Origin of the sequence: Aeromonas sp. HMWF014 (genome assembly GCF_963878295.1) — a bacterium.
In the GTDB taxonomy this organism is placed as follows: Bacteria; Pseudomonadota; Gammaproteobacteria; order Enterobacterales; family Aeromonadaceae; genus Aeromonas; species Aeromonas popoffii.
The window spans coordinates 1-23,999 of record NZ_CAWNYS010000498.1; the positions used below are offsets into that span (position 1 = coordinate 1).

Below are 23,999 nucleotides of genomic sequence, written 5' to 3' on the forward strand. Positions count from 1 at the left end.
GAGCAACAAGGAGGGGGGCGAGAAGGCACATCCCCAACAGGCCGCGCCCACCCAGGCGAGCGCCGTGTTGGAAACGGGTCAGGAACGGGCCGACACAGAGACGACTCGCTCGGCGGACAGCGCTCAGGCCCGGGGTGTTGCCGAGGGGGGCGAGCAGGCCAAGGCGGCCACCGCCGCCAAGTCAGAGAGCCCGCAGGCCGCCGCTACCAGCAGCGCCACAGCGCCGGCTGCCCAGCCGCCAGCCGACCCCGAGTTGACGGCACAGCAACAGGTGCTGGCCAGCAGTGAATCCCAGGGGCCACAGGCCTCGCTGAGTGCCTTGTCGGCCGGGATCAAGCAGATGGAGGCCAGTGAAGAGCGCGAGTCTCCCAAGGTCAGGACCAGGTCAAGGTGGACGTGAAGCAGAAGGTAGCCGAGTTTGGCAAAGGCAGCTCCCCCGGGACCGAGTCCAGCCCCCATGACAGTAACCACAGTCAGCAGGTGCAGCAGAACAGCCAACCCCAGGCGCCCAACAACGACAGCAAACCCACGGTCGACATAGCGGCGCGGCGCGATCCCCAGAATCTGCCACACCTCAAGCTGGCCAACCCGGAGGCGCCAGCCCAGCTGCACCAGAAGGTGAATCTGATGCTGGCGGACAAGTTGCAACAGGCGGAGATCCAGCTCGACCCCCTTGGCCTTGGCAAGATGAAGATCCAGATCCAGATTGGCGCCGACAGCCAAGCCAACGTGCACTTCGTGGTACAACATGGTCAGACCCGCGAAATGCTGGAGCAGGCCATGCCACGGCTGCGTGATATGCTGGCCGGGCAGGGCATCCAGCTCGGCCAGACCATAGTGCAACAGCAGTCGCAGCAACAGTCACAGGGCCAGTCGGCATTTGCCGGACAGGGCCAGCAAGGTCAAAAAGAGAGCGGTTCTTTTGCCGAAACAGGCCAAACTGAGGCTGAGGTCACGGCTGCAGGCCGTCGTTTGCTGATGGAATCGACAAACGACAGTGGAATTGATTTCTATGCTTGATGCCAGCCTGAGTAAGTTTATGATATCGAACAAGTTTGAGACTAGGGTGGACAAGGGATGGCAGATGATAACGAACTGACGCTGAAAGACCCGGCGGCAGGCAAGAAAAAGAAGCTGATCATGGTAGTCGCCCTGGCCGTGATTGTGCTGGGTGGCGGTGGTGCCGGTGCCTGGCTGATGCTGTCCGGTGGCGACAAGGCGGCCGAAGCTTCGGCGGAAGGGAAGGATGCCCAGCCCAAGGAGACGGCGCCCCAGCCCTCGCTCTACGTAGGCATGCCGCGCCCCTTTGTGTTCAACGTCTCGGGTGGCCAGCGGGATAGACTGGTGCAGATCAAGATCCAGTTGATGGTGCGTGGCGCCGCCGATGAGACCCTGGCCAAGCAGAATATCCCCCTGATCGAAGGCACCCTGCTGCGGGTCTTCAGCGCAGCGACCAGCGAGCAGCTGACGACCTTTGAAGGCAAGGAGAAGCTGCGTAAAGATTCACTGGAAGAGAGCCGTCGGGTGCTCAATGACCTGGTTTCTTCCCCCGTTATCGAACAAGTGCTGTTTACCGGCTTTGTAATGCAATAAGGGTGATGCGTGAGCGATCTGTTAAGTCAGGACGAAATTGATGCCCTCTTGCACGGTGTCGATGATGTCGAAGAGGAAGAGATAGGCGCGGCGGGAGATCCCGGCGTCGCCCAGTTTGACTTCTCCTCTCAGGACCGCATCGTCCGTGGTCGCATGCCGACCCTGGAGCTGGTGAACGAGCGTTTTGCCCGCCACATGCGGATCAGCCTGTTCAACATGATGCGCCGCACCGCCGAGGTCTCCATTAACGGCGTGCAGATGCTCAAGTTTGGCGAATACGTGCACACCCTGTTCGTGCCGACCAGCCTGAACATGGTGCGCTTCCGTCCGCTCAAGGGCACGGCCCTCATCACTATGGAAGCCCGCCTGGTGTTCATCTTGGTGGAGAACTTCTTCGGCGGCGATGGCCGTTATCACGCCAAGATCGAGGGGCGCGAATTCACCCCCACCGAGCGGCGCATCATCCAGATGCTGCTCAAGCTGGTGTTCGAGGATTACAAGGATGCCTGGGCGCCCGTGATGGACGTCGGCTTCGAATACCTCGACTCCGAGGTGAACCCGGCCATGGCCAACATCGTCAGCCCCACCGAGGTGATAGTGGTGAGTTCGTTCCACATCGAGCTCGATGGCGGTGGCGGAGATTTCCACGTGGCCATGCCCTACGCCATGCTGGAGCCTATCCGCGAGCTGCTGGATGCCGGTGTGCAGAGCGACAAGGGTGACACAGATGTGCGCTGGAGCAAGGCGCTGCGTGACGAAATCATGGACGTCAAGGTCGAGCTCAGAGCCAAGCTGCTGGAAACGGATCTGACCCTGCGCGAGCTGATGGAGTTGCGACCCGGCGACATCATCCCGGTGGAAATGCCGGAGAGCCTGCTGGTCTATGTGGAAGATTTGCCCACCTTTCACGCCAAGATGGGGCGGACCAAGGAGAATGTGGCGCTCAAGATTACCGACAAACTCAAACGCCCGGAAGGGGTCAAGACAGAGATGCATCTGGTGACCCGGGGTGGCATACGCATCGATGGTGAGGCCGAGCTGGAAGAGCTCGAGCGCAGCATCGAAGATCAACAGCGATAAACAGGGACTGCCTGTCACGACAGACGGTCATGAAGCAGCATAAGGAAGCAAGATGAGCGGAACTGATGAAGAGGATCTGATGGCGGACGCCTGGGCAGCCGCACTGGAAGAGCAGGTGGTTGCCGAAGCCAAGCCTGCTCCCCTCGAGGAGTTGACCGATGACGCCCCTATCAGTGCCGAGGAGCGGCGCAAGCTCGACACCATACTCGACATTCCGGTCACCATTGCCATGGAGGTGGGGCGCAGCCAGATCAGCATCCGCAACCTGTTGCAGCTGAACCAGGGCTCAGTAGTGGAACTGGATCGGGTGGCTGGCGAGCCGCTGGACGTGCTGGTCAACGGTACCCTGATCGCCCACGGCGAGGTGGTGGTGGTGAACGACAAGTTCGGTATCCGTCTGACGGACGTTATCAGTCAGATTGAAAGGATCAAGAAACTCAAATGATCCGCGCGTTTCCGTTACTGCTGTTGTCCCTCCCTGCACTGGCCAATCCCGGTGCGGGGGTCAATCCCCCCAGCCTCACCTCCTGGCTGCTCTCCAGTCTGATGGTCATAGGCCTCATTCTGGTGCTGGGCTTTCTGCTCAAGAAGAGCAAGATAGCCACCGCCATGGGGGGCGGCCATATGCGGGTCATCGCCAGCTTGCCGGTGGGCTACAAGGAGAAGCTGCTGGTGGTCAAGGTGGGCGAACAGCAGCTGCTGATCGGGGTGACGCCGCAGCAGGTCAACTTCCTCTATCGCCTGGAGGAGCCGCTGGACGAGAGCCAGCCCCAGGCGTTTTCCCAGCAGCTTGGCAAATTGATGGGCAAGCATGAAAAAAACTAACCGCTTATGGTCACAGCTTGGACTGCTGGTTGGCCTGTTGGCCCCCCTGGTTCTGTTTTCGCCGCTGGCGCTGGCCCAGGGTGGCATGTCGGCTGTGACCATCAAGACCATGGCGGATGGCAGTCAGGAATACAGCCTGACCCTGCAAGTGCTGGCGCTGATGACGGCGCTCTCCTTCTTGCCGGCCATGGTCATCATGATGACCTCGTTTACCCGCATCATCGTAGTGTTGGGCATACTGCGCCAGGCAATCGGTCTGCAGCAGAGTCCCTCCAACCAGGTGTTGATCGGTATCGCCCTCTTCATGTCGTTCTTCATCATGTCGCCCGTGCTGGATCGCATCAACAACGAGGCGCTGCAGCCTTATCTGGCCGAGACAATCCAGGCCAAGGAGGCGCTGGAGAAGGCTGAACTGCCCATCCATCAATTCATGCTGGCTCAGACCCGGATCAAGGATCTCAACACTTTCATGGAGATAGCCAACGTGCAGGTAGATAAGCCTGCCGACGTGCCGTTGCGGGTGCTGATCCCGGCGTTCGTCACCAGCGAGCTGAAGACAGCCTTCCAGATAGGCTTCATGCTGTTTTGCCCTTCCTGGTGATCGATCTGGTGGTGGCCAGTATCCTGATGGCCATGGGGATGATGATGCTCTCTCCTATGCTGGTCTCCCTGCCATTCAAATTGATGCTGTTCGTCATGGTGGATGGCTGGAACCTGATCCTGGGCTCCCTGGCCAATAGCGTCGGTCTGGGGGCGGGATGACGCTCTCTTTCTATCAGGTGCTGGTCTCCCTGCCATTCAAATTGATGCTGTTCGTCATGGTGGATGGCTGGAACCTGATCCTGGGCTCCCTGGCCAACAGCTTCGGGCTGGGTGCCGGTGGTTAACTCGGACAAACGCAAGGAGCAGGCAGCATGAGTCCGGAAACCTTTATTGATGTCTTTCGCGAGGCGCTCTGGCTGGTGACCATCATGGTGTGCGCCGTGATCCTGCCCAGCCTGTTTGTCGGCCTGTTGGTGGCCATCTTTCAGGCCGCGACGTCCATCAACGAACAGACCCTGAGCTTCCTTCCCCGTCTCATCGTTACCCTGTTTGCCTTGGGGGCGGGCGCACACTGGGGCTTGCAGAGTCTGATGGACTTCTTTCTGCTGATGGTGAGCCAAATTCCCGAGGTGGTGGGATGATCCATGCCCGGCAAGCGCCTGGGACCTCTTCTGGCGGCTCGCTGATGGCGACCTGCCATGCCATTCCCGGGGTAGTGAGATGACCTACACGACTGCTCTCATCATGGAGTGGTTGTCTTCCATTCTCTGGCCGTTGGCACGGGTGAGCGGTCTGTTGATGGTGATGGCGGTGTTTGGCAGTCGCCTAACACCGGCCCGTATCCGTATCGGGTTGGCGCTGGCGCTGACCTTCATGATCGCCCCCCTGCTGCCCCCGATGCCCAAGATAGAGCTGTTCTCCGTCGGCAGTTTTTTGGTGCTGACCCAGCAGTTGCTCATCGGCATTGCGCTTGGCCTCATGACCCAGTTTCTGATGGAGAGCTTCGTCATGGCCGGTCAGATCATCGCCATGCAGACCAGTTTGGGCTTTGCCACCCTGGTGGATCCCATGAATGGCCAGTCGGCCCCCGTGGTGGGCCAGTTCTACCTGATGCTGGCGACCCTGGTGTTTCTGGCGGTGGATGGTCACCTCATCATGCTGCGCATGGTGGTGCTGAGCTTTGATACCTTGCCGGTCTCAGATGTCGGGCTCACCCTGCCCGCCATCCGCAGTCTGGCCGGATTCCTGGGGGTTATGTACCAGGCCTCGCTGGTGATGGCGCTGTCGGCCATCATCGCACTGCTGCTCATCAACTTTGCGTTCGGCGTCATGACACGGGCAGCGCCACAGCTCAACATCTTCAGCATAGGTTTTGCGGTCAGCATGATGTCCGGACTGCTTATTCTGTGGCTCACCATCGGTGGCTTCCACGGCCATTTCGACTCCATGTGGGAGCGGGTGCAGGAGACCAGTTGCGAGCTCATCAACGTCCAGTGCTTCGGTGGTCAGAGTGGCTGATTGCGTACAGCTGGGTAGAGAACTACTCGATTCCCTCCGGGGGCGAGCACAACTGAGCAAGCGCCAGCGTGTCGGAGGTCAGCAGCATGGCTGATACCGATCAGGAACGTACCGAACAACCCACGGGCAAACGACTGCAACAGGCCCGGGAAAAAGGGCAGATTGCACGCTCCAAGGAGTTGGGTACCGCCAGCGTGCTGTTGGCGGCTGTCTTTGGTCTCTTGATGATCAAGGAGAGTCTGGCCGGCGCCATGGTCAAGATCCTCACCATAGGTTTCACGCTCGATCGGGATCAGGCCTTCGATCCCAACGCCATGGGGGTCATGCTTCCCGCCCTGTTGAGGGAGCTGATGTATCCGCTCGGCCTGCTGTTCATGCTGGTGGCCATCGCGGCTTTCGTCGGCAACACCCTGATGGGGGGCATGAATTTCTCCTCCGAAGCCATGCTGCCCAAGTGGAGCAAGCTGAGCCCGCTCAACGGCCTCAAGCGGATGTTCGGGGTGCAGTCTCTGGTTGAGCTTATCAAGTCCATCGCCAAGGTGGTGTTCATCACCCTGTTTGCCTGGTGGATGCTGTCGAGTCAGTTCAACCACCTGCTCAACCTCTCCCTGGAGGGTTATCCGGGCGGCATCATAGATGCGCTGGATCTGCTGCTGTGGATGCTGATCATCCTCTGTTGCGCCCTCATCCCCATCGTGGCCATAGACGTGCCGTTCCAGCAGTGGAATCACATGCGCCAGCTCAAGATGACCAAGCAGGAGATCAAGGACGAGTTCAAGGACAGCGAGGGCAAGCCCGAGGTGAAGGGGCGGATCCGCCGCTTGCAGATGGAGATGGCGATGCGCCGCATGATGGGGGATGTGCCCAAGGCGGACGTGGTCATCACCAACCCGACCCACTATTCGGTGGCACTCAAATATGACACCGACAAGCCGGGCGCCGCCCCCAAGGTAGTGGCCAAGGGTACTGACGAAATCGCGATGAAGATCAGGGAGATAGCAAGGGAATACGAGATCCCCATCATGCCCTCTCCCGGGCTTACCCGCGCCATCTTTCACTCCACCGAGATAGGTCACGAGATACCGGAAGGGTTGTTTGCCGCCGTGGCTCAGGTGCTGGCCTATGTGTATCAGCTCAAGAAGTTCCGCCGTGGTCGTGGCCGGCGCCCCAATCCGCTCGCCAACGAGCTGCCCATTCCGCCTGAATTCCGCAAATGACAAACTTCTGACACAGTCAAAATAAAATCATTTAAAATCAATGTATTGAATTGTTGGCTTGATATTTGCTTTAATCTTGTACCAGCGGTTTGAGATTGAGAAAAACGATGAAATTCCAGGCTTCATTGGGCCGATTGAAAGAGCACAGGGGATTGCTGACCAAGGGGGTGGGGACACCGCTGTTGGTGCTGGCGTCTCTGGGTATGGTTGTTCTGCCCATACCGCCGCTGATGCTGGATGTACTCTTTTCCTTCAATATTGCGCTTTCTATTGTGGTGCTGCTGGTTGCCGTTTATACCCGACGTCCCCTCGAATTTGCCGCCTTTCCAACCGTCTTGCTACTTGCCACCTTGCTGCGTCTGGCGCTCAACGTGGCGTCAACCCGGGTGGTCTTGCTGGAAGGCCACAACGGGAGTGCGGCGGCCGGCCATGTGATCGAGGCATTTGGCAACGTGGTGATCGGCGGCAACTATGCCGTCGGCATCATCGTCTTTACGATCCTGATGATCATCAACTTCGTGGTGATTACCAAGGGGGCCGGGCGGATTGCCGAGGTGAGCGCCCGCTTTACCCTGGATGCCATGCCAGGCAAACAGATGGCCATAGATGCCGATTTGAACGCCGGCCTCATCAACCAGGAAGAGGCGAAGAAGCGTCGCCAGGACGTGACTCAGGAAGCCGACTTCTACGGCTCCATGGACGGTGCCTCCAAGTTTGTCAAAGGGGATGCCATCGCGGGCATCATGATCCTCTTTATCAACATCATCGGGGGCTTCATTATCGGCATGATGCAGCACCAGCTCACCTTCAGTGAATCGGCCGAAATCTATACCCTGCTGGCTATCGGTGACGGTCTAGTCGCGCAGATCCCCTCTCTGCTGCTCTCCATCGCGGCAGCCATTATAGTGACCCGGCAGAACACGGATCAGGATATGGGCACAGCGGTGTTGGGTCAGCTGTTTGACAATCCCAAGGCGCTGATCATCTCGGCTGGCATCCTGCTGATGATGGGGCTGGTACCCGGCATGCCGCACTTTGCCTTCCTGAGCTTGGGGGCCCTCTCGGCTGCCGGTGCCTGGTGGCTGCTGCGCCGCGAGAAGCGGGCCGCCGCCAAGGCTGCCAAGGGCCAACTGATGCCCGCCACGGCCGATCAACCCCATGAGCAGAAAGAGTTGAGCTGGGACGATGTGCTGCCGGTGGACATCATAGGGCTGGAGGTGGGCTATCAACTTATCCCGCTGGTGGATCGTAATCAGGGCGGGGAACTGCTCAACCGGATCAAAGGGGTGCGCAAAAAACTCTCCCAGGAGCTCGGCTTTCTGGTGCCTGCCGTGCACATTCGCGACAATCTGGATCTCGCGCCCAACCAATATCGCATCACCTTGATGGGGGTCAGTACCGGCGAGGCCAATGTTTACCATGATAAGGAGATGGCCATCAATCCGGGTCAGGTGTTCGGCCAGATCCAGGGCATCGCCACCCAGGATCCCGCCTTCGGGCTGGAGGCTGTGTGGGTCGCCAAGGAGCAAGTCTCCCAGGCCCAGACTCTCGGTTATACAGTGGTGGATACTGCCACCGTGGTCGCCACTCACTTGAGCCAGATCCTCTCCAACCATGCCGCCCTGCTGCTGGGTCATGACGAAGTGCAACAGCTGCTCGATATGATAGGGAAGCATCAGAACAAGCTGGTGGAAGGACTGGTTCCTGAAGTCATCAGCATGGGTAACCTGGTGAAGGTATTGCAGAACTTGCTCAATGAAGGCGTGCCAATCCGTGATATGCGCACTATCCTGCAGACCCTGGTGGAATACGCCCCGCGCAGTCAGGATCCCGAAGTGCTGACGGCCGCCTGCCGTATCGCCCTGCGTCGCCTGATCGTGCAAGAGATTGCCGGTCCGGACCCCGAGCTGCCGGTGATCACCTTGGCACCAGAATTGGAACGTATATTGCATCAATCCCTGCAGGCAGGGGGGGGTGATGGCGCTGGCATAGAGCCGGGTCTGGCAGAGCGGATGCAACGCTCGCTGGTGGAAGCCACTCAACGACAAGAACTGGAAGGCCAACCGGCCGTGCTTCTGACATCAGGGATACTGCGCAATACCCTGGCGAAATTTGTCAAGAATGCCATTCCTGGATTGCGCGTTCTGTCTTATCAGGAAGTGCCTGATGACAAGCAAATCCGCATCGTCAGTGCGGTAGGACAGAACTAGTTAGCGGAGATGACGGGTGAAGATTAAGCGGTTTTTTGCCAAGGACATGCGAACGGCTCTGGCCGAGGTCAAGGAGACTCTCGGGCCCGACGCCGTCATCATGTCCAACAAGAAGGTCACTGGTGGGGTGGAGATAGTCGCCGCTGTCGATTATCAATCCCAGGTCCTGGGGCCCACAGATGCGCCGGTTCGCCGTCAGTTGAACGATGAGAGCGTCAATATCTCGTCTGCCGGACGGCAGATGACCCGTCCTGTGCCCAGCCAGGCCCAGGAGCAGAACGAACACTATGCCGATACCCTGGCTGCCCTGTTGGCGCGTCAACAGAAGTTGAACCCGGCCAATCCGGCCGGTCTCAAGGGGGCGGCACCCGTTGCCGCCGCTGGTTCAGCTCCCCGCACGCTGGCCGAACAGGGTCAGTGGGGGGCGGCTCCCGAGCCTGCCAAGCCCAAAGCCAGAGTGGCGACCCCAGGTCGTGCTCCCCAACCTGCGCCGCGAGAGCAGGAGATGGAAGGGATGCGCAAGGAGATGGCCAGCATCCGAAAGTTGTTGGAGCACCAGATCTCCGGACTGATGTGGCAGGAAGTGGAGCGTCGTGAGCCGATGCGAGCCCTGCTCATCAAGGAGCTCAAGAAAATAGGCTTTGACGATGCCTTTGCCGATCAGCTGGCGGGCCTTATCCCTGAGGATATGTCCATCCATCAGGCCATGGCGCAGCTGGCCGAGGTGTTGACAGCCCAGCTCAAGATCAGCGAAGACGATATTTTACGTCAGGGTGGGGCGGTTGCCCTGCTCGGACCGACCGGGGTGGGCAAGACCACCACCATCGCCAAACTGGCGGCGCGGTTTGCCATGAAGTATGGCGCCGAGCAGGTGGCGCTTATCACCACGGATAACTACCGGATCGGGGCCCACGAGCAATTGCAGACTTATGGTCGCATCATGGGGTGTCCGGTACGTCAGGTACGGGATGCCGAGGAGCTGGCCAATGCGCTCTATCAGTTCCGCCATCGCCGGTTGGTATTGATCGATACCGCCGGGGTGGGTCAGCGGGATATCCGTCTGACCGAGCAGCTCGATACCCTGGTCAAGAATGCCAAGGTACGCATCCGCAGCTACCTGGTGATGTCCGCGACTTCCCAGCGTCGGGTGATGCAGGAGGCGGTGGACCACTTCCGGCGTATCCCATTAAGCGGCTGCATACTTACCAAATTGGATGAAAGTCTGAATCTGGGCGAAGTGATTAACGTGTGTATCCAGAATGCACTGCCCATCAGCTATATCACTGATGGGCAAAGGGTTCCGGAAGATATCCAAGTTGCCAATGCGGCGCAGCTCGTCGGAGCTGCCATGGGCTCGCTGGAGCGGGAAACAGAAGAACCCTATTTCTGGGGTGCAGGCTTTGGCGAGGCCGAAGATTCGGAGTTTTATGAGTAACATGTATATGGATCAGGCGAGTGGTCTGCGCAAAATGCGTCAAAACAATCGAGTAAAAGTGATCGCCGTTTCCGGTGGCAAGGGGGGCGTGGGCAAGACCAACGTGACCCTGAACGTGGCAGGCGCCATGGCCGCACAAGGCAAACGGGTGATGGTGCTGGACGCCGACCTTGGCCTTGCTAACGTTGACGTCATGCTGGGGTTGCGGGTACATCGTAACCTCTCCCATGTGCTGGCCGGTGAGTGCACCATAGACGACATCATAGTCGAGGGTCCCTACGGCATGATGATAGTGCCGGCCACATCAGGCACCCAGTCTATGGTCGAGCTCTCTGCGGTGCAGCATGCCGAACTGATCCGCGCCTTCAGTGAGATGAAGACCCAAGTTGACATACTGCTGGTGGATACAGCGGCGGGGATCTCCGACATGGTGCTGAGCTTCACCCGCGCCGCCCAGGACATCATGATAGTGGTGTGCGATGAGCCGACCTCCATCACGGATGCCTACGCGCTGATCAAGATCCTCTCCAAGGATCATGGCGTGTTTCGCTTCAAGGTGGTGGCCAACATGGTGCGCAGCCTGCGCGAAGGGCAGGAGCTCTACGCCAAGCTGACCCGGGTCACAGATCGCTTTCTGGATACCTCGCTGGAGCTGGTAGCGTGTGTACCTTACGACACCAACCTGCGCGCCGCCGTGCGCAAGCAGAAACTGATTGTCGAAGCTTTCCCCAAGTCACCTGCGGCGCTGGCGTTTCGCGCCCTCGCCAACAAGGCGGCAAGCTGGCCCATTCCTAACCAACCCGGTGGTCATCTCGAATTTTTCCTGGAAAATTTGCTGCAAAGGCCGGTCATAGCACAGGAAGGTTCCCGTGAATAAAGCCCAAGCGTACTTGCGTCATCAGGATTCCTATGTGCTGGTCGAGCGTCATGCTCCGCTGGTGAAACGGATTGCCCAGCATTTGTTGGCTCGCCTGCCAAGCAGTGTATTGCTGGATGACCTGATCCAGGCAGGTATGATTGGGCTGCTCGAAGCCTCCCGCAACTTTGACGGCAGCAAGGGCGCCAGTTTTGAAACCTACGCAGGGATCCGCATCCGTGGCTCCATGCTCGACGAGATCCGGCGGGGGGACTGGGTGCCACGTTCGGTGCACCGCAATAGCCGCTCCATCGCTGAAGCCATCGAAAATGTTGAACAAGCGCACGGTCGTGATGCCCGTGATACCGAGGTTGCTGCCCAGATGGGGGTCAGTCTCGGCGAGTATCACGCCATGCTGCAGGATGTCTCCTGCGGCAAGATCGTCGGTATCGAGGATCTGGGGGTCAGCGAAGATGTGATAGGGCACCCCGATGACGCAGCAGGCAACAATGGGTTTGACGAGCTGGCGGCCGAGCGTTTTCAAGGTGCGTTGGCCGAACACATAAGCCGTCTGCCGGAACGGGAAGCACTGGTCCTCTCCCTTTACTACGATGAAGAACTGAACTTGCGTGAAATAGGCGAGGTATTGAACGTTAGCGAGTCTCGTGTGAGCCAGATACACAGTCAGGCGATGCACAGATTACGCGCTCGTTTAAGAGATTGGCATGTATAAGTGTTTGTACTGGCTACACTGAAACAAAACTCTAAGGCATAATCCGCATAACAAAACCTGCGATCTGCATCATGTAAGTGAGCCGCTATAGCGGCTATTTAGGAGGGAATTTTGGACAAGAACATGAAAATCCTCATTGTTGACGATTTTTCAACGATGCGCCGGATTATCAAGAACTTGCTGCGTGACCTGGGATTTAACAATACCCACGAAGCAGATGATGGCAACACGGCCTTGCCAATGTTGAAAAATGGTGATTTTCAGTTTGTCGTCACCGACTGGAACATGCCCGGTATGCAAGGCATTGACTTGCTCAAGGCTATTCGTGTCGATGACAAGCTCAAGCATCTGCCGGTGCTGATGGTGACGGCTGAAGCCAAGCGCGAACAGATCATTGAAGCCGCTCAGGCGGGCGTCAATGGCTACATAGTCAAGCCTTTCACCGCTGCAACGCTCAAAGAGAAACTCGACAAAATCTTTGAACGAATCGGCTAAGGAGCAGCATGGATGAAGGCCAAAACGAGTGCAATGATTTCGCTCGATCAGGCAAGGATGCTTGTTGCCCATCTGGAGCAAGGCGAATTTGAACAGGCCGATACTATCATCGCAGATGCATGTGCTCCCAATGCGGCAGCTCTGTTTGACAAAGTGGGTCAACTGACACGACAACTGCACAGCTCTTTACAAGATTTCCGGCTGGATTCCCGGATCCCCGACCTGGCAACCCATGAAATTCCCGATGCCCGGGAACGTCTTAGCTACGTCATCGACATGACAGACAAGGCAGCCAACCGCACCATGGATGCGGTGGAAGCCAGTTTGCCGATTGCCGACCGGCTCAACGACAATATTCAGTTGGTTATGCCCAACTGGAATGCCCTGATGAACAGGGACATGAATGTCGGGCAATTTAAGTCTTTATGTCACCAACTGGATGATTTCATTAAGGCTTCTGAATCTGATGCCGATAAATTACGGCAACTGCTAACAGAGATCCTGATGGCGCAAGATTTTCAGGATTTGACCGGCCAGATGATCCGCAAGGTCATCAAGTTGGTGCAGGAAGTTGAAACTAAATTAATAGAAATGCTGACTATGTTTGGTGAGGCATCTGTTGAGCATTCATCTCGCAGCCTTCCTGTAAGCCGGATTGAAGCTGAAGGCCCCATCATGAACCCAGAGACTCGTTCCGATGTGGTCAATGGTCAGGATGATGTGGACGATCTGCTGTCTAGCCTGGGATTTTAATGGAGTGACGCATGGCCTTCGAAGTTGATGAAGACATACTGCAAGACTTTTTGGTCGAAGCATCCGAAATATTGGAACAGTTGTCCGAACAACTGGTCGACTTGGAAAAGCGACCCGATGACAAGAATCTGTTGAATGCCATATTTCGCGGCTTTCATACCGTCAAAGGCGGCGCCGGTTTTCTCTCTCTGGGTGAGTTGGTAGACGTGTGTCACGGTGCCGAAAACGTGTTCGATATCTTGCGCAATGGCAAGCGAACCGTCACGGCGGAATTGATGGATGTCATTTTGCAGGCGCTGGATGCTATCAATGTGATGTTTGCCCAGGTGCAAAATCGAGAACCGCCGAGCCCTGCTTCCGCTGAAATTTTTCATGACCTGCATGAGCTCTGCAAACCTGAAGGGCAGGAGCAGTTGTTGACTGCCTCGGCAGGCAATAGTGCGCCTGTAGAAACTGCGGCATCTGCTGACGAGGTGAGCGCGGCTCCTGAGCCTGAAGCGGTTGCCGAACCCGTGGCTGTCAATGGCGGCGGCTCCATCGATGAAATCTCAGCCGATGAGTTTGAGCGCTTACTCGATGAACTCCACGGCGTCGGCGGAGCCCCGACGCCGGTTGCGAGCCCCGTGCTGACTGGTACGGGCGATATCACAGACGATGAGTTTGAAGCCTTGCTCGACCAGCTGCATGGTCAGGGTCAGCATAGCGGCGCGCCTGAGATCAACCCGTTGAAGTCGGTGCAAAAAGAGGTTGACGAGCTGATCGATGATGATGAGTTCGAACGCCTGCTCGATGAATTGCATGGTCGTGGTCAAGGGCCAAAAACCAGCATCACGCCCCCTGTTGCACCAACAGTCGCAGCGCCGGTGCCAGCCGCCGTCGCCAAGCCAACACCAGCCCCCAAACCAGCTGCTGCGCCGGTTGCTGCTGCTAAACCGGCACCAGCCCCCGTCAAGCAAGCCGCTGCGCCAGCAGAGAATGCGGTGCAAAGCGATACCACTGTGCGGGTGGATACCAAAACACTAGACGTCATCATGAACATGGTGGGTGAACTGGTGCTGGTACGAAATCGTCTGGTGAGCCTTGGGATCGCCAGCAACGATGAAGACATGTCAAAAGCGGTTGCCAACCTGGATGTGGTGACGGCAGACCTGCAAGGCGCCGTGATGAAGACGCGCATGCAGCCGATCAAGAAAGTATTCGGTCGTTTCCCCCGGGTTGTGCGCGATTTGGCCCGCACCCTCAAGAAAGATATTGAGCTGGTGATGGTCGGGGAAGAGACAGATCTGGACAAAAACCTGGTCGAAGCCCTGGCCGATCCGCTTGTTCACCTGGTGCGTAACTCCTGTGACCACGGGGTTGAGATGCCGGATGTGCGGGAAAAAGCGGGCAAGCCACGGCAGGGCACCATTACCCTGAGCGCCTCCCAGCAGGGTGATCACATTCTGCTTTGCATCGAAGACGATGGCGCAGGCATGGATCCGGAAAAGCTCAAGTCCATCGCTATCAATCGTGGCGTTCTGGATGCAGACACTGCGGCCCGCATGAGCGACAGCGATGCCTATAACCTGATTTTTGCTCCCGGTTTCTCGACCAAGTCTGAGATTTCCGATATTTCCGGCCGCGGTGTCGGCATGGATGTGGTGAAGACCAGCATAGTGAGCCTCAACGGCTCTGTGCATATTGACTCTGCCTGGGGTAAGGGCACTCGCCTCGAGATCAAGGTGCCCTTGACCTTGGCTATCTTGCCTACGCTGATGGTGGAAGTGGGTGAGCAGACATTTGCCTTGCCGCTGGGGTGTGTGAACGAGATTTTCCATCTGGACCTCAAGAAGGCCAACATGGTCGACGGTCAGCTCACCATCATAGTGCGCGACAAGGCCATCCCTCTCTTCTACCTGCACAAGTGGTTGGTAAAAGGGACAAACAAGAAATCACGGCAGGATACGGGCCATGTGGTCATAGTGCAGATTGGCACTCAGCAGATAGGCTTTGTCGTGGATAATCTGATTGGCCAGGAAGAGGTGGTGATCAAGCCACTGGACAACCTGCTGCAAGGAACCCCGGGCATGGCCGGGGCTACCATCACCAGCGATGGTGGTATTGCACTCATTCTGGATGTGCCGAGTCTGCTAAAAGCATATGCGCGTAGACATTGATAGCTCAGGCCCAAGGAGTTAGAAAAATAACAATGGCAGTTAAGGTATTAGTTGTCGACGACTCGAGCTTCTTCCGCCGCCGGGTCAGTGAGATCATCAATCAGGATCCTATGCTGACGGTGATCGATACGGCCCAGAATGGACGGGAAGCGGTAGACAAAGCACTGGCTCTACGGCCTGATGTGATCACCATGGACATAGAGATGCCCGTGATGGATGGCATCAGCGCCGTGCGCGAGATCATGGCCAAGTGCCCCACTCCGATCCTGATGTTCTCCTCGCTGACCCATGAAGGGGCCAAGGCCACCCTTGATGCCCTGGATGCGGGAGCCCTCGATTTCCTGCCCAAGAAGTTCGAAGATATCGCCCGTGACAAGGACGAAGCAGTTCGCTTGTTGCAACAGCGGGTCAAGGACATATCGCGCAAGCGTTTCCTGATGGGCGCCAGCGCCCGGCCAAAAGCGCCTGAACCTGCGGCTCGCAGCCCACTGGTCGGTTCGTTGCCACGTCCCGGCGATCGTCAGGTCGAGCCACCGCGAATCGTGCCGGTTGCTGCGTTTAAACGCAGCGGGAAAACTTACCAGCTGGTGGCTATTGGTACCTCTACTGGTGGTCCGGTGGCGCTGCAAAATGTGCTGACCAAATTACCGGGTGATTTTCCTCATCCGATTCTGCTGATCCAGCACATGCCGGCAACCTTTACCGCTGCATTTGCCGCTCGCCTCAACGGTTTGTGTCAGATAGGGGTCAAGGAGGCGGAGGATGGTGATGTACTCAAACCTGGTCACGCCTATCTGGCGCCGGGTGGCAAACAGATGTTGCTGGAAGGGCGCGGAGTCGGTGCTCGCATCCGGATCGTCGATGGCAATGACAAGGTTAACTACAAGCCTTGCGTGGACATCACCTTCGCATCGGCAGCCAAGACCTATGCCGACAAGGTGCTCGCCATCGTATTGACCGGCATGGGGGCGGATGGCAGGGATGGGGCGCGTCTGCTCAAGGAGCAAGGATCCACCATCTGGGCCCAGGATGAAGCCTCGTGCGTCGTATACGGTATGCCACAAGCCGTCGCCAAGGCGGGTATCGCCACTGAGTCACTGCCGCTGGATCGGGTAGCACAACGTATCCTGGTGGAGCTGGGTCGCTAAAGATGAGCATGTTTGGCCTGATCCTGGCTCTGGGAGCCATTGCCATTGCTCAGCTATGGCATGGTGGAACCCTGCTCACCCTGCTCGACGGACCGGCATTTGTCATCGTTGTTGGTGGTACCTGGGGTGCCGTCATTTTGCAGACACCGCGCAAATATCTGCTCGAGGCGATCAGGCAGCTGCGCTGGATGTTGCTCCCCCCGGGTTGGGATCTGCTCAATCAGGCCGAACGGTTGCAGGGATGGGCGGTGTTCGCTCGCCAGCAGGGCCTGCTGGCGCTGGAAAATCAGGCTGATCAGGAAAGTGACGAGTTCACCCGCCAGGGGCTCACCATGATAGTGGATGGAGTGTCGATTGAGGATATTCGCATGTTGCTGGAAGCGGATATCGACATCGAGCAGGAGCGTAACGAGCACTCGGCCCGGGTATTTGAGGCCATGGGGGGATATAGTCCGACCATTGGTATCATAGGCGCCGTGATGGGTCTGATCCAGGCCATGTTCAATCTGGAGGATCCGGCAGCCCTCGGCGCCGGCATTGCCGTTGCCTTTGTTGCCACCATTTACGGGGTCGGCTTTGCCAACCTCTTTTATCTGCCGATTGCCAACCGCCTGCGCGCCTTTCATTATCATTACGCCCTGTTCCAGGAGATGACCCTGGAAGGATTGATGGCGATTGCCCACGGTGAGAATGGCCCGCAGGTTGAACGGCGGTTGAAGGCTTATCTGAAAGGAGAGTAGCCATGCGCAAGCGCTATCGTTTGCATCTGCAAGGTCGAGAACATCTCGATCGCTGGCTGGTTTCCTACGCCGACTATATGACGCTGATCTTTGCGCTGTTTGTGGTGCTCTATTCGGTGGCCCTGGTCAACAAAGATAAATATCGCGCCGTCATCGACGGCATGACCCAGGCGTTCAACGTCATGCAGCCACGCAGTGATGGCCTGCTGGAAGGGCAGGGACAGTCGCTGTTGAACAACGAGATATCGGCCGCACCCTCAGTGCTGGAGAGTGCTATGCCACCTTCCCCCTCCCTTGCTCCCATCTCCGGTGTGCCCATCAAACAAGATGGTATGGCTCTTGCGAAGATAGATATGCAGCTGAAAGAGAGCATGAGCGCTCTGATCGAGGCCGGGGTGGTCAAGCTTACGCTGGACGACAACTGGCTGACGGTCGAGTTGAGCTCGGGTCTCTTGTTTGGCAGCGGCAGTGCTTTTATGAGCACCAATGCCTACCCTGTGCTCAATACGCTTTCAGGTATTCTGAAACCGGTCGATAACTATGTGAGAGTGAGAGGCTATACAGATAACCAGCAGATAAATAATGAAATTTTTCGCTCCAACTGGACGTTGTCTGCGGCAAGGGCCGAAGCCGTGCTCACCGCTCTCATCGCCAAGGGCATAGCACCACAGCGGCTTGCCTACGAGGCATACGGGGAGTTTTCTCCCTTTGCCGGGAATGACAGCGAACAGGGACGCTTACAGAATCGCAAGGTGGTGGTCGCTATTTCCAAGTTCGCATGGACGCCACCCGCAGCTCCCGCCAAGCCTGTGATGGTGGCGCCGGTTCCTGCAGTGCAACAGGCGGTAGAGGCAGGCGAGGTCAAGGTGATCACTCTGCCAGGTGGCGGCATACGTATAACAACAAGGCAGGATTGATACAGTGATTGTTTGGACGGTTGCCAACCAAAAAGGTGGGGTCGGTAAAACCACCACAGTAGTCTCGTTAGCCGGTATCCTGGCCCAGCGTGGCCAGCGGGTGCTATTGATTGACACCGATCCCCATGCTTCCCTGACCTCTTATCTCGATTTTGACTCGGATCGGCTGGACGGTACCCTCTATGAGCTGTTTCAGGCCGTCAAACCGACGGCCGAGCTGGTCAATAAACTGACGCTGCGAACCAAGTTTGACAACATCCACCTGCTGCCTGCCTCCATTACCCTTGCCACTCTGGATCGGGTGATGGGCAACCGGGAAGGCATGGGGTTAGTGATCAAGCGTGCCCTGCTGCGGATTCATGATCAGTATGACTATGTGCTCATCGACTGTCCGCCTGTGCTGGGGGTCATGATGGTCAACGCCCTGGCTGCCTGCGATCGGATCCTGGTGCCGGTTCAGACTGAGTTCCTGGCCCTAAAGGGGTTGGAGCGGATGATGAAGACCTTCGAAATCATGCAGCGATCCAAGCGGGAGAAGTTCCGCTTCACCGTGATCCCCACCATGTTTGACAAGCGTACCCGCGCCTCTCTGATGACACTGAAGTCCATCAAGGATCAACATGGCGATGCGGTATGGAACGCCGTCATCCCCATAGACACCAAGTTTCGGGATGCCAGCTTGCTCCACATTCCCCCTTCTATTTATTCGCCGAGCAGTCGCGGCACATATGCCTATGAGACCTTGCTCAACTATCTTGATGCCCAGGAGCGTCAACGTGCTCATGAGGTGGCATCATGAGAGACACAACCCAAGTGAGGGCCATGGATGATTACTTCCACTCCCTGTTGCTGGATGAGGCGCTGTTGCCTGATCTGCCAGAGGAGCCGGAACCTGCGCCCGCGATCCGGCTGCAACGCCAGCCTCAGGCACAGTCCGAGGTGGTGGTACAACCCTATCTGGAGGCCGATGAGCGACTCGAGCAACTGAGCGAGCTGCTTGCCCAAGTGGGGCAGGTGCAGTTTGAAATGGACGCGCTGAGCCATGAAGAGGTGAGCAGCGAGCCGCTGCAGATCGAGGTCGAAGATACCTTGCTGCTCGTTGAACCAGTATGGCTGGAGGAGATGCCAGCCCCTGCGATGGCAGAGCCGTCGACGCTGGTAATGACAGAGACTGCGGTGGAACTGGCCCCTCAGGCAGAGGCCACCCCATCGACTTGGGAGAATATCGATACCGGTAAGGAGTTTCAGGCGCTCTTTTTCGACGTCGCCGGGGTTACCTTTGCGGTGCCCCTGACCGAGCTTGGCGGTATCCATCAGATGGGAGAGGTCTCATCACTGTTCGGTCAGCCGGATTGGTATCGTGGCATCATGACCTCCCGCGAGCAGAAGATGAACGTGGTGGACACCGCACAGTGGGTGATGCCGGGGCAGCATCTGGAAATACCGGATTACAAGTACTTGATTATGCTGGGTGAATCCCCATGGGGACTCGAATGTCACCATCTGAAGGGCACAGAGTTATTGCATCGTGATCAGGTCAAATGGCGTCACCAGGAGGGCAAGCGCCCTTGGTTGGCGGGTATGGTCAAGGAGAAGATGTGTGCCCTGCTGCACGTCAGGGAATTGCTCCTGCTGCTGGAGCGCGGGGTCAACATAGAAGGTCGCTGATAACTTCTGCACTGATGCTCTTTTATTGCTAGTTTTACCAGTAGACGTTTTCATAAAAGGAATAAAAACATGACAGAAAAGCGCAATATTGCACAGAATCTGGCCGAAGATGAAGTGCTGCAATGGGTCACCTTCCAGCTGGAAAATGAAACCTACGGCATCAACGTGATGCAGGTGCAGGAGGTGTTGCGCTACACCGAAATCGCCCCTGTGCCGGGTGCACCTGAGTATGTGCTGGGTATCATCAACCTGCGCGGCAATGTGGTGACCGTGATCGACACCCGCTCCCGTTTCGGCCTGCCTTCCGGCGATGTGAGCGAGAACTCGCGCATCGTCATTATCGAGGCGGAGAAGCAGGTGATCGGCATCATGGTCGACAGCGTGGCCGAGGTGGTCTATCTGCGTTCCTCCGAGATCGATGCCGCCCCTGCGGTGGGTACCGAAGAGAGTGCCAAGTTCATTCAGGGGGTCAGCAACCGCGATGGCCAGCTGCTTATCCTGGTCGATCTGAACAAGCTGCTCTCCGATGAAGAGTGGGAAGATATTGGTTCCCTCTGATAGGAAAATGATGTGTCGATGATTGAGATAGCCGCCTTGGGGGTATCCTTGTTGGCCCTGGTGCTGGCCCTGTACGGGGTGATCAGCAGCCGACGTGGCCAGCGAGGGTCCGACGCCAGGGTGGAGACGCTACAAGGCCAGCTTGAGAGCCTGCGCAAGCAGATGATGGAGCTGCACACGGGGGCCATCGGCATGGGTCAGCGTTTGCAGTCCGTTGAAGGGGCAATGCAGCTGGTCAATGATCGCCAGCAGGAGCTGACCCTGCAGGATCCGGAGCGCCGCCTTTACAGCCGTGCCGCCAAGATGGTGGAGCTGGGCGCCGACCTCGACGAGGTCATGAATGAATGTGAATTGCCGCAAGCTGAGGCAGAACTATTGATTTCATTGCGAAAAGGCCGTTCATAGCACCTCAGGAAGGCGTCCGCCTTCCTGATTTTTCCCGCCCATTTGATACATCCCAAAGGCGGGATCTTCCCCACAAATCCGGCTGATAGTTGGCATCTTTGAAAAGACGCTCCCCAATACTGTGTTAATATGCAGGCCGCTTCTTTTCACTGATTACATCCTCATGCTGCTTCAAATTAACAATCTGAGCTGCGTGCGTGAAGATCGCACTCTGTTTGAACATCTCTCCTTTGCGGTGGCTCCCGGCGATCTGGTGCAAATTGAAGGCCCCAACGGGGTGGGGAAGACCAGCCTGCTCCGGCTGCTGACCGGTCTGTCGCAGCCGTTTGCCGGTGAGGTGTGCTGGAATGGCGAGAATATCCGCAGCTGTCGTGATGAATATCATGCCAACCTGCTCTATCTGGGCCATCAGCCTGGCGTCAAGGCGGCGCTGACGCCGCTCGAAAATCTTGCGTTCTATCAAAAGTTGCATCATCCGGCTCAATCGACGGTAGATTTGTGGCAGGTGCTCGCCCAGGTCGGCCTGGCCGGGTTTGAGGATTATCCCACCGGGCAGCTCTCCGCCGGTCAGCAGCGCAGGGTCGCCCTTGCCCGGCTCTGGCTCAGTGAAAAACCGGCACTCTGGATCCTGGATGAGCCCTTTACCGCCATCGACAAGCAGGGTGTCAAGGTGCTGGAGCGGCTGTTCCTGGCCCACGCAGAGCGGGGGGGCATGGTGATCCTCACCACCCATCAGGACATGACCTTGATGGAAGGGCGGTTGAAGACCCTCTCTCTCACGCCCTCGCTGCAGGAGTAGTTTGATGTTGCGCGCCGTAATCCACCTTATTCATCGTGAGTTGTTGATGGCCCTGCGCCAGCGCTCCGACATACTCAACCCGCTCTGGTTCTTCCTCATCGTCATCACCTTGTTTCCCCTTGGCATAGGCCCCGAGCCCAAGCTGCTGGCCCGTATCGCCCCTGGCATCATCTGGGTGGCGGCCTTGCTGGCGGCCATGCTCTCGCTGGAGCGGCTGTTTCGCGATGACTTCAGCGACGGGGCGCTGGAGCAGATGATGCTGATGCCTCATCCGCTCGGGCTGCTGGCGCTGGCAAAAGTGATCGCTCACTGGCTGTTGACCGGTCTGCCATTGCTGCTGATCTCACCGCTGCTCGCCATCCTGCTGTCGCTGGACATGAACACTTATCTGGCGGTGGTCGCCACTCTGGCGCTGGGGACACCCGTGCTGAGCCTGCTCGGGGCAGTTGGCGTTGCCCTGACGGTGGGGTTGCGCAAGGGCGGTGTCTTGCTGAGCTTGCTGATCTTGCCGCTCTATATTCCGGTACTGATTTTTGCCACGTCCGCCATCGATGCGGCGGGCATGGGGCTGCCCTATTCGGGCCAGCTCGCGATCTTGGGTGCCATGCTGGCCGGTGCGCTGACGCTGACCCCCTTGGCGGTTTCGGCGGCGTTGCGGGTCAGCGTGAACTGATGAACGCTGTGGTAAGGCGTCTCGGGATGGGCTGCTATAAAAAACAGACTTGAGATAGATCAAGAGGATTGCTGCTTATTTCTTTCGGGGGATGTGATGTTTTCCGGCAGTGGGTATGGTAGGCCTCGCCACTATATTAATAACAGAAAGGTTTTGTGAGCTATGTGGAAATGGTTGCACCCTTACGCTAAACCCGAACGCGCTTATCAGCTGGCAGGGACCTTGCTGCCCTGGTTTGCCGTGACAAGCCTGCTGGCGTTCATCATAGGCACCCTCTGGGGCCTGGCTTTTGCACCCGCTGATTATCAGCAGGGTGACTCCTTCCGGATCATCTACATCCATGTGCCGGCCGCCATCCTCTCCATGGGGGCTTATTCCACCATGGCGGTGGCTGCCTTCATCGGGCTGGTCTGGCAATTGCGAATGGCCGACATGACGGTGGCCGCCGTTGCGCCGGTTGGTGCTGTGTTCACCTTCATCGCGCTGTTTACCGGCGCCGCCTGGGGCAAGCCCATGTGGGGTACCTGGTGGGTGTGGGATGCCCGTCTTACCTCGGAGCTGATCCTGCTGTTCCTCTATCTTGGCGTGATTGCCCTCTACAACGCCTTCAGCGACAAGGTGGTTGCTGGCCGTGCCGCCGGCATTCTGGCGCTGGTGGGAGTGATCAACCTGCCCATCATTCACTACTCGGTGGAGTGGTGGAATACCCTGCACCAGGGCGCCAGCATCACCAAGTTCGACAAACCCTCCATCTCCCCCGAGATGCTGTGGCCGCTGCTCATCATGATACTGGCCTTTGCCACCTTCCTCGGGGCGCTCTCCCTGATGCGTTTTCGAAATGAGCTCTTGATGCGGGAGTGGCATCGCCCCTGGGTCATCGAGCTTGCCAAGCAGGAGAAGTAAGCATGCACTTTGCCTCTTTCAGTGACTTCATGGCGATGGGCGGGTACGCCTTCTATGTCTGGCTCTCCTTCGGTCTGACCCTGCTTTGCCTGGTCGGCATCGTCATTTCCACCCGGTTGAAGACCCGCAGTCTGCTCGGCGAATTGCGCAGCAAGCAGGCCCGCGAGACTCGCCGCAAGGCGGCCCAGCAGATGGAGAACACCCTATGAACCCGAGACGCAAGAAACGCCTCAGCATCATACTGGCGATAAGTCTTGGCCTCGCCGCCGTGATAGGCCTGGTGCTTTATGCCCTCAGCCAGAATATCGATCTCTTCTACACCCCGAGTGAACTGGTGGAGGGCAAGGGGCCGGACAAGGTCAAGCCGGAAGAGGGGCAGCGCCTTCGCATCGGTGGTCTGGTGGTGCCGGGGTCTGTGCTGCGGGATCAACAGAGCCTCAAGGTAGCCTTCAAGCTGGTGGACAATGGCGGCCATCTGGTCACCGTCGAGTTTGACGGCATACTGCCCGACCTGTTCCGCGAAGGGCAGGGCATAGTGGCCCAGGGTACCCTCAAGAACGCCACTACCGTGGAGGCGTTCGAGGTGCTGGCCAAGCACGATGAGAACTACATGCCGCCGGAAGTGGCCGATGCCACCAATGGCATGCATTTTAAGCCGGAATATACCGAGGCGCAGTTGAAGGGAGCCAAGCAATGAATCCGCTGGCCCACCCGCCGTTTTTACCGTTTCTCGCCTGTGTACCGGTTTGTGTCACGGCTCAATTGAAAGGAACC

Annotated in this window: 27 protein-coding genes and 2 pseudogenes; all 29 read left to right on the top strand. The window is 57.7% G+C overall.

The window, feature by feature from the left end; all coding sequences use genetic code 11:
• Window positions 1-1,020 (top strand): annotated as a pseudogene (locus tag AAC083_RS19300) (flagellar hook-length control protein FliK); the annotation flags it as partial.
• Between the two features lie 57 nt (window positions 1,021-1,077).
• Complete coding sequence (fliL, locus tag AAC083_RS19305) at window positions 1,078-1,593, top strand: flagellar basal body-associated protein FliL (RefSeq protein ID WP_108537461.1); 516 nt, start codon at window positions 1,078-1,080, stop codon at window positions 1,591-1,593.
• A gap of 9 nt (window positions 1,594-1,602) precedes the next feature.
• Window positions 1,603-2,673: a flagellar motor switch protein FliM gene (gene fliM / locus AAC083_RS19310; RefSeq protein ID WP_042034104.1), complete on the top strand. Its 1,071-nt coding sequence runs from the start codon at window positions 1,603-1,605 to the stop codon at window positions 2,671-2,673.
• A gap of 52 nt (window positions 2,674-2,725) precedes the next feature.
• Complete coding sequence (gene fliN, locus AAC083_RS19315) at window positions 2,726-3,118, top strand: flagellar motor switch protein FliN (RefSeq protein ID WP_042034103.1); 393 nt, start codon at window positions 2,726-2,728, stop codon at window positions 3,116-3,118.
• A complete protein-coding gene (gene fliO, locus AAC083_RS19320) occupies window positions 3,115-3,498 on the top strand; it encodes a flagellar biosynthetic protein FliO (protein WP_108537462.1) in 384 nt (127 codons plus the stop codon). Before fliN ends, fliO begins: the two co-directional genes overlap by 4 nt.
• Window positions 3,485-4,260 (top strand): annotated as a pseudogene (gene fliP, locus AAC083_RS19325) (flagellar type III secretion system pore protein FliP). The gene fliO and the pseudogene fliP overlap by 14 nt, the downstream one beginning before the upstream one ends.
• Window positions 4,257-4,385, top strand: a complete 129-nt coding sequence (locus AAC083_RS19330; RefSeq protein WP_108537463.1) for a hypothetical protein — start codon at window positions 4,257-4,259, stop codon at window positions 4,383-4,385. The pseudogene fliP and the gene AAC083_RS19330 overlap by 4 nt, the downstream one beginning before the upstream one ends.
• A gap of 27 nt (window positions 4,386-4,412) precedes the next feature.
• Window positions 4,413-4,682, top strand: a complete 270-nt coding sequence (gene fliQ / locus AAC083_RS19335) for a flagellar biosynthesis protein FliQ (RefSeq protein ID WP_042034100.1) — start codon at window positions 4,413-4,415, stop codon at window positions 4,680-4,682.
• 79 nt (window positions 4,683-4,761) lie between these two features.
• Window positions 4,762-5,559 carry a flagellar biosynthetic protein FliR gene (gene fliR / locus AAC083_RS19340; protein WP_108537464.1) on the top strand — a complete coding sequence of 266 codons (798 nt, stop codon included), beginning with the start codon at window positions 4,762-4,764 and terminating at the stop codon, window positions 5,557-5,559.
• 86 nt (window positions 5,560-5,645) lie between these two features.
• Window positions 5,646-6,776, top strand: a complete 1,131-nt coding sequence (gene flhB / locus AAC083_RS19345; RefSeq protein ID WP_108537480.1) for a flagellar biosynthesis protein FlhB — start codon at window positions 5,646-5,648, stop codon at window positions 6,774-6,776.
• Between the two features lie 107 nt (window positions 6,777-6,883).
• Window positions 6,884-8,986 (top strand): flagellar biosynthesis protein FlhA, encoded by a 2,103-nt coding sequence (flhA, locus tag AAC083_RS19350; RefSeq protein ID WP_108537465.1) that lies wholly within the window; start codon window positions 6,884-6,886, stop codon window positions 8,984-8,986.
• A gap of 16 nt (window positions 8,987-9,002) precedes the next feature.
• Complete coding sequence (flhF, locus tag AAC083_RS19355; protein ID WP_108537466.1) at window positions 9,003-10,421, top strand: flagellar biosynthesis protein FlhF; 1,419 nt, start codon at window positions 9,003-9,005, stop codon at window positions 10,419-10,421.
• Window position 10,422: 1 nt separating this feature from the next.
• Entirely contained in the window at window positions 10,423-11,298 is an 876-nt protein-coding gene (locus tag AAC083_RS19360; RefSeq protein WP_181364830.1) for a MinD/ParA family protein, read from the top strand.
• Window positions 11,291-12,010, top strand: a complete 720-nt coding sequence (locus AAC083_RS19365; RefSeq protein ID WP_108537467.1) for an RNA polymerase sigma factor FliA — start codon at window positions 11,291-11,293, stop codon at window positions 12,008-12,010. Before AAC083_RS19360 ends, AAC083_RS19365 begins: the two co-directional genes overlap by 8 nt.
• Before the next feature lie 123 nt (window positions 12,011-12,133).
• Complete coding sequence (gene cheY, locus AAC083_RS19370; protein ID WP_005298814.1) at window positions 12,134-12,505, top strand: chemotaxis response regulator CheY; 372 nt, start codon at window positions 12,134-12,136, stop codon at window positions 12,503-12,505.
• Between the two features lie 12 nt (window positions 12,506-12,517).
• A complete protein-coding gene (locus AAC083_RS19375) occupies window positions 12,518-13,258 on the top strand; it encodes a protein phosphatase CheZ (protein ID WP_042034092.1) in 741 nt (246 codons plus the stop codon).
• An 11-nt stretch (window positions 13,259-13,269) separates the two neighbouring features.
• Entirely contained in the window at window positions 13,270-15,414 is a 2,145-nt protein-coding gene (locus AAC083_RS19380) for a chemotaxis protein CheA (protein WP_108537468.1), read from the top strand.
• A 32-nt stretch (window positions 15,415-15,446) separates the two neighbouring features.
• Window positions 15,447-16,562 carry a protein-glutamate methylesterase/protein-glutamine glutaminase gene (locus tag AAC083_RS19385; RefSeq protein WP_108537469.1) on the top strand — a complete coding sequence of 372 codons (1,116 nt, stop codon included), beginning with the start codon at window positions 15,447-15,449 and terminating at the stop codon, window positions 16,560-16,562.
• 2 nt (window positions 16,563-16,564) lie between these two features.
• Window positions 16,565-17,302: a flagellar motor protein gene (locus AAC083_RS19390; RefSeq protein ID WP_181364827.1), complete on the top strand. Its 738-nt coding sequence runs from the start codon at window positions 16,565-16,567 to the stop codon at window positions 17,300-17,302.
• Between the two features lie 2 nt (window positions 17,303-17,304).
• A complete protein-coding gene (locus tag AAC083_RS19395) occupies window positions 17,305-18,219 on the top strand; it encodes a flagellar motor protein MotB (RefSeq protein ID WP_108537470.1) in 915 nt (304 codons plus the stop codon).
• Window positions 18,220-18,223: 4 nt separating this feature from the next.
• Window positions 18,224-19,018, top strand: a complete 795-nt coding sequence (locus tag AAC083_RS19400; protein ID WP_108537471.1) for a ParA family protein — start codon at window positions 18,224-18,226, stop codon at window positions 19,016-19,018.
• Window positions 19,015-19,887 carry a chemotaxis protein CheW gene (locus tag AAC083_RS19405; protein ID WP_108537472.1) on the top strand — a complete coding sequence of 291 codons (873 nt, stop codon included), beginning with the start codon at window positions 19,015-19,017 and terminating at the stop codon, window positions 19,885-19,887. The genes AAC083_RS19400 and AAC083_RS19405 overlap by 4 nt, the downstream gene beginning before the upstream one ends.
• 69 nt (window positions 19,888-19,956) lie before the next feature.
• Window positions 19,957-20,445, top strand: coding sequence for a chemotaxis protein CheW (locus tag AAC083_RS19410; RefSeq protein WP_005298836.1), 489 nt, complete (start codon window positions 19,957-19,959; stop codon window positions 20,443-20,445).
• An 18-nt stretch (window positions 20,446-20,463) separates the two neighbouring features.
• Window positions 20,464-20,850: a DUF2802 domain-containing protein gene (locus AAC083_RS19415; protein WP_108537473.1), complete on the top strand. Its 387-nt coding sequence runs from the start codon at window positions 20,464-20,466 to the stop codon at window positions 20,848-20,850.
• A 163-nt stretch (window positions 20,851-21,013) separates the two neighbouring features.
• Window positions 21,014-21,649 carry a cytochrome c biogenesis heme-transporting ATPase CcmA gene (ccmA, locus tag AAC083_RS19420; protein ID WP_108537474.1) on the top strand — a complete coding sequence of 212 codons (636 nt, stop codon included), beginning with the start codon at window positions 21,014-21,016 and terminating at the stop codon, window positions 21,647-21,649.
• Window positions 21,650-21,653: 4 nt separating this feature from the next.
• Window positions 21,654-22,322, top strand: coding sequence for a heme exporter protein CcmB (ccmB, locus tag AAC083_RS19425; protein ID WP_042034081.1), 669 nt, complete (start codon window positions 21,654-21,656; stop codon window positions 22,320-22,322).
• 162 nt (window positions 22,323-22,484) lie between these two features.
• Entirely contained in the window at window positions 22,485-23,225 is a 741-nt protein-coding gene (locus tag AAC083_RS19430) for a heme ABC transporter permease (protein WP_042034080.1), read from the top strand.
• Window positions 23,226-23,227: 2 nt separating this feature from the next.
• Window positions 23,228-23,434 carry a heme exporter protein CcmD gene (gene ccmD / locus AAC083_RS19435; protein WP_108537475.1) on the top strand — a complete coding sequence of 69 codons (207 nt, stop codon included), beginning with the start codon at window positions 23,228-23,230 and terminating at the stop codon, window positions 23,432-23,434.
• On the top strand, window positions 23,431-23,922 hold the full coding sequence (ccmE, locus tag AAC083_RS19440) for a cytochrome c maturation protein CcmE (protein WP_108537476.1): 492 nt from the start codon (window positions 23,431-23,433) through the stop codon (window positions 23,920-23,922). Before ccmD ends, ccmE begins: the two co-directional genes overlap by 4 nt.
• The last annotated feature ends 77 nt before the right edge of the window (window positions 23,923-23,999 follow it).

Excerpts from the sequence above, each read along its gene's own strand:
- fliL (WP_108537461.1), top strand. The coding sequence starts at position 1,078 with ATGGCAGATGATAACGAACTGACGCTGAAAGACCCGGCGGCAGGCAAG.
- fliR (WP_108537464.1), top strand. The coding sequence starts at position 4,762 with ATGACCTACACGACTGCTCTCATCATGGAGTGGTTGTCTTCCATTCTC.
- AAC083_RS19385 (WP_108537469.1), top strand. The coding sequence starts at position 15,447 with ATGGCAGTTAAGGTATTAGTTGTCGACGACTCGAGCTTCTTCCGCCGC.
- ccmD (WP_108537475.1), top strand. The coding sequence starts at position 23,228 with ATGCACTTTGCCTCTTTCAGTGACTTCATGGCGATGGGCGGGTACGCC.
- AAC083_RS19410 (WP_005298836.1), top strand. The coding sequence starts at position 19,957 with ATGACAGAAAAGCGCAATATTGCACAGAATCTGGCCGAAGATGAAGTG.
- fliO (WP_108537462.1), top strand. The coding sequence starts at position 3,115 with ATGATCCGCGCGTTTCCGTTACTGCTGTTGTCCCTCCCTGCACTGGCC.
- AAC083_RS19360 (WP_181364830.1), top strand. The coding sequence starts at position 10,423 with ATGTATATGGATCAGGCGAGTGGTCTGCGCAAAATGCGTCAAAACAAT.
- fliN (WP_042034103.1), top strand. The coding sequence starts at position 2,726 with ATGAGCGGAACTGATGAAGAGGATCTGATGGCGGACGCCTGGGCAGCC.
- AAC083_RS19415 (WP_108537473.1), top strand. The coding sequence starts at position 20,464 with ATGATTGAGATAGCCGCCTTGGGGGTATCCTTGTTGGCCCTGGTGCTG.
- AAC083_RS19380 (WP_108537468.1), top strand. The coding sequence starts at position 13,270 with ATGGCCTTCGAAGTTGATGAAGACATACTGCAAGACTTTTTGGTCGAA.
- AAC083_RS19430 (WP_042034080.1), top strand. The coding sequence starts at position 22,485 with ATGTGGAAATGGTTGCACCCTTACGCTAAACCCGAACGCGCTTATCAG.
- cheY (WP_005298814.1), top strand. The coding sequence starts at position 12,134 with ATGAAAATCCTCATTGTTGACGATTTTTCAACGATGCGCCGGATTATC.
- fliQ (WP_042034100.1), top strand. The coding sequence starts at position 4,413 with ATGAGTCCGGAAACCTTTATTGATGTCTTTCGCGAGGCGCTCTGGCTG.
- AAC083_RS19330 (WP_108537463.1), top strand. The coding sequence starts at position 4,257 with ATGACGCTCTCTTTCTATCAGGTGCTGGTCTCCCTGCCATTCAAATTG.
- AAC083_RS19405 (WP_108537472.1), top strand. The coding sequence starts at position 19,015 with ATGAGAGACACAACCCAAGTGAGGGCCATGGATGATTACTTCCACTCC.
- flhB (WP_108537480.1), top strand. The coding sequence starts at position 5,646 with ATGGCTGATACCGATCAGGAACGTACCGAACAACCCACGGGCAAACGA.
- flhA (WP_108537465.1), top strand. The coding sequence starts at position 6,884 with ATGAAATTCCAGGCTTCATTGGGCCGATTGAAAGAGCACAGGGGATTG.
- AAC083_RS19375 (WP_042034092.1), top strand. The coding sequence starts at position 12,518 with ATGAAGGCCAAAACGAGTGCAATGATTTCGCTCGATCAGGCAAGGATG.
- ccmB (WP_042034081.1), top strand. The coding sequence starts at position 21,654 with ATGTTGCGCGCCGTAATCCACCTTATTCATCGTGAGTTGTTGATGGCC.
- AAC083_RS19390 (WP_181364827.1), top strand. The coding sequence starts at position 16,565 with ATGAGCATGTTTGGCCTGATCCTGGCTCTGGGAGCCATTGCCATTGCT.
- AAC083_RS19395 (WP_108537470.1), top strand. The coding sequence starts at position 17,305 with ATGCGCAAGCGCTATCGTTTGCATCTGCAAGGTCGAGAACATCTCGAT.
- ccmE (WP_108537476.1), top strand. The coding sequence starts at position 23,431 with ATGAACCCGAGACGCAAGAAACGCCTCAGCATCATACTGGCGATAAGT.
- ccmA (WP_108537474.1), top strand. The coding sequence starts at position 21,014 with ATGCTGCTTCAAATTAACAATCTGAGCTGCGTGCGTGAAGATCGCACT.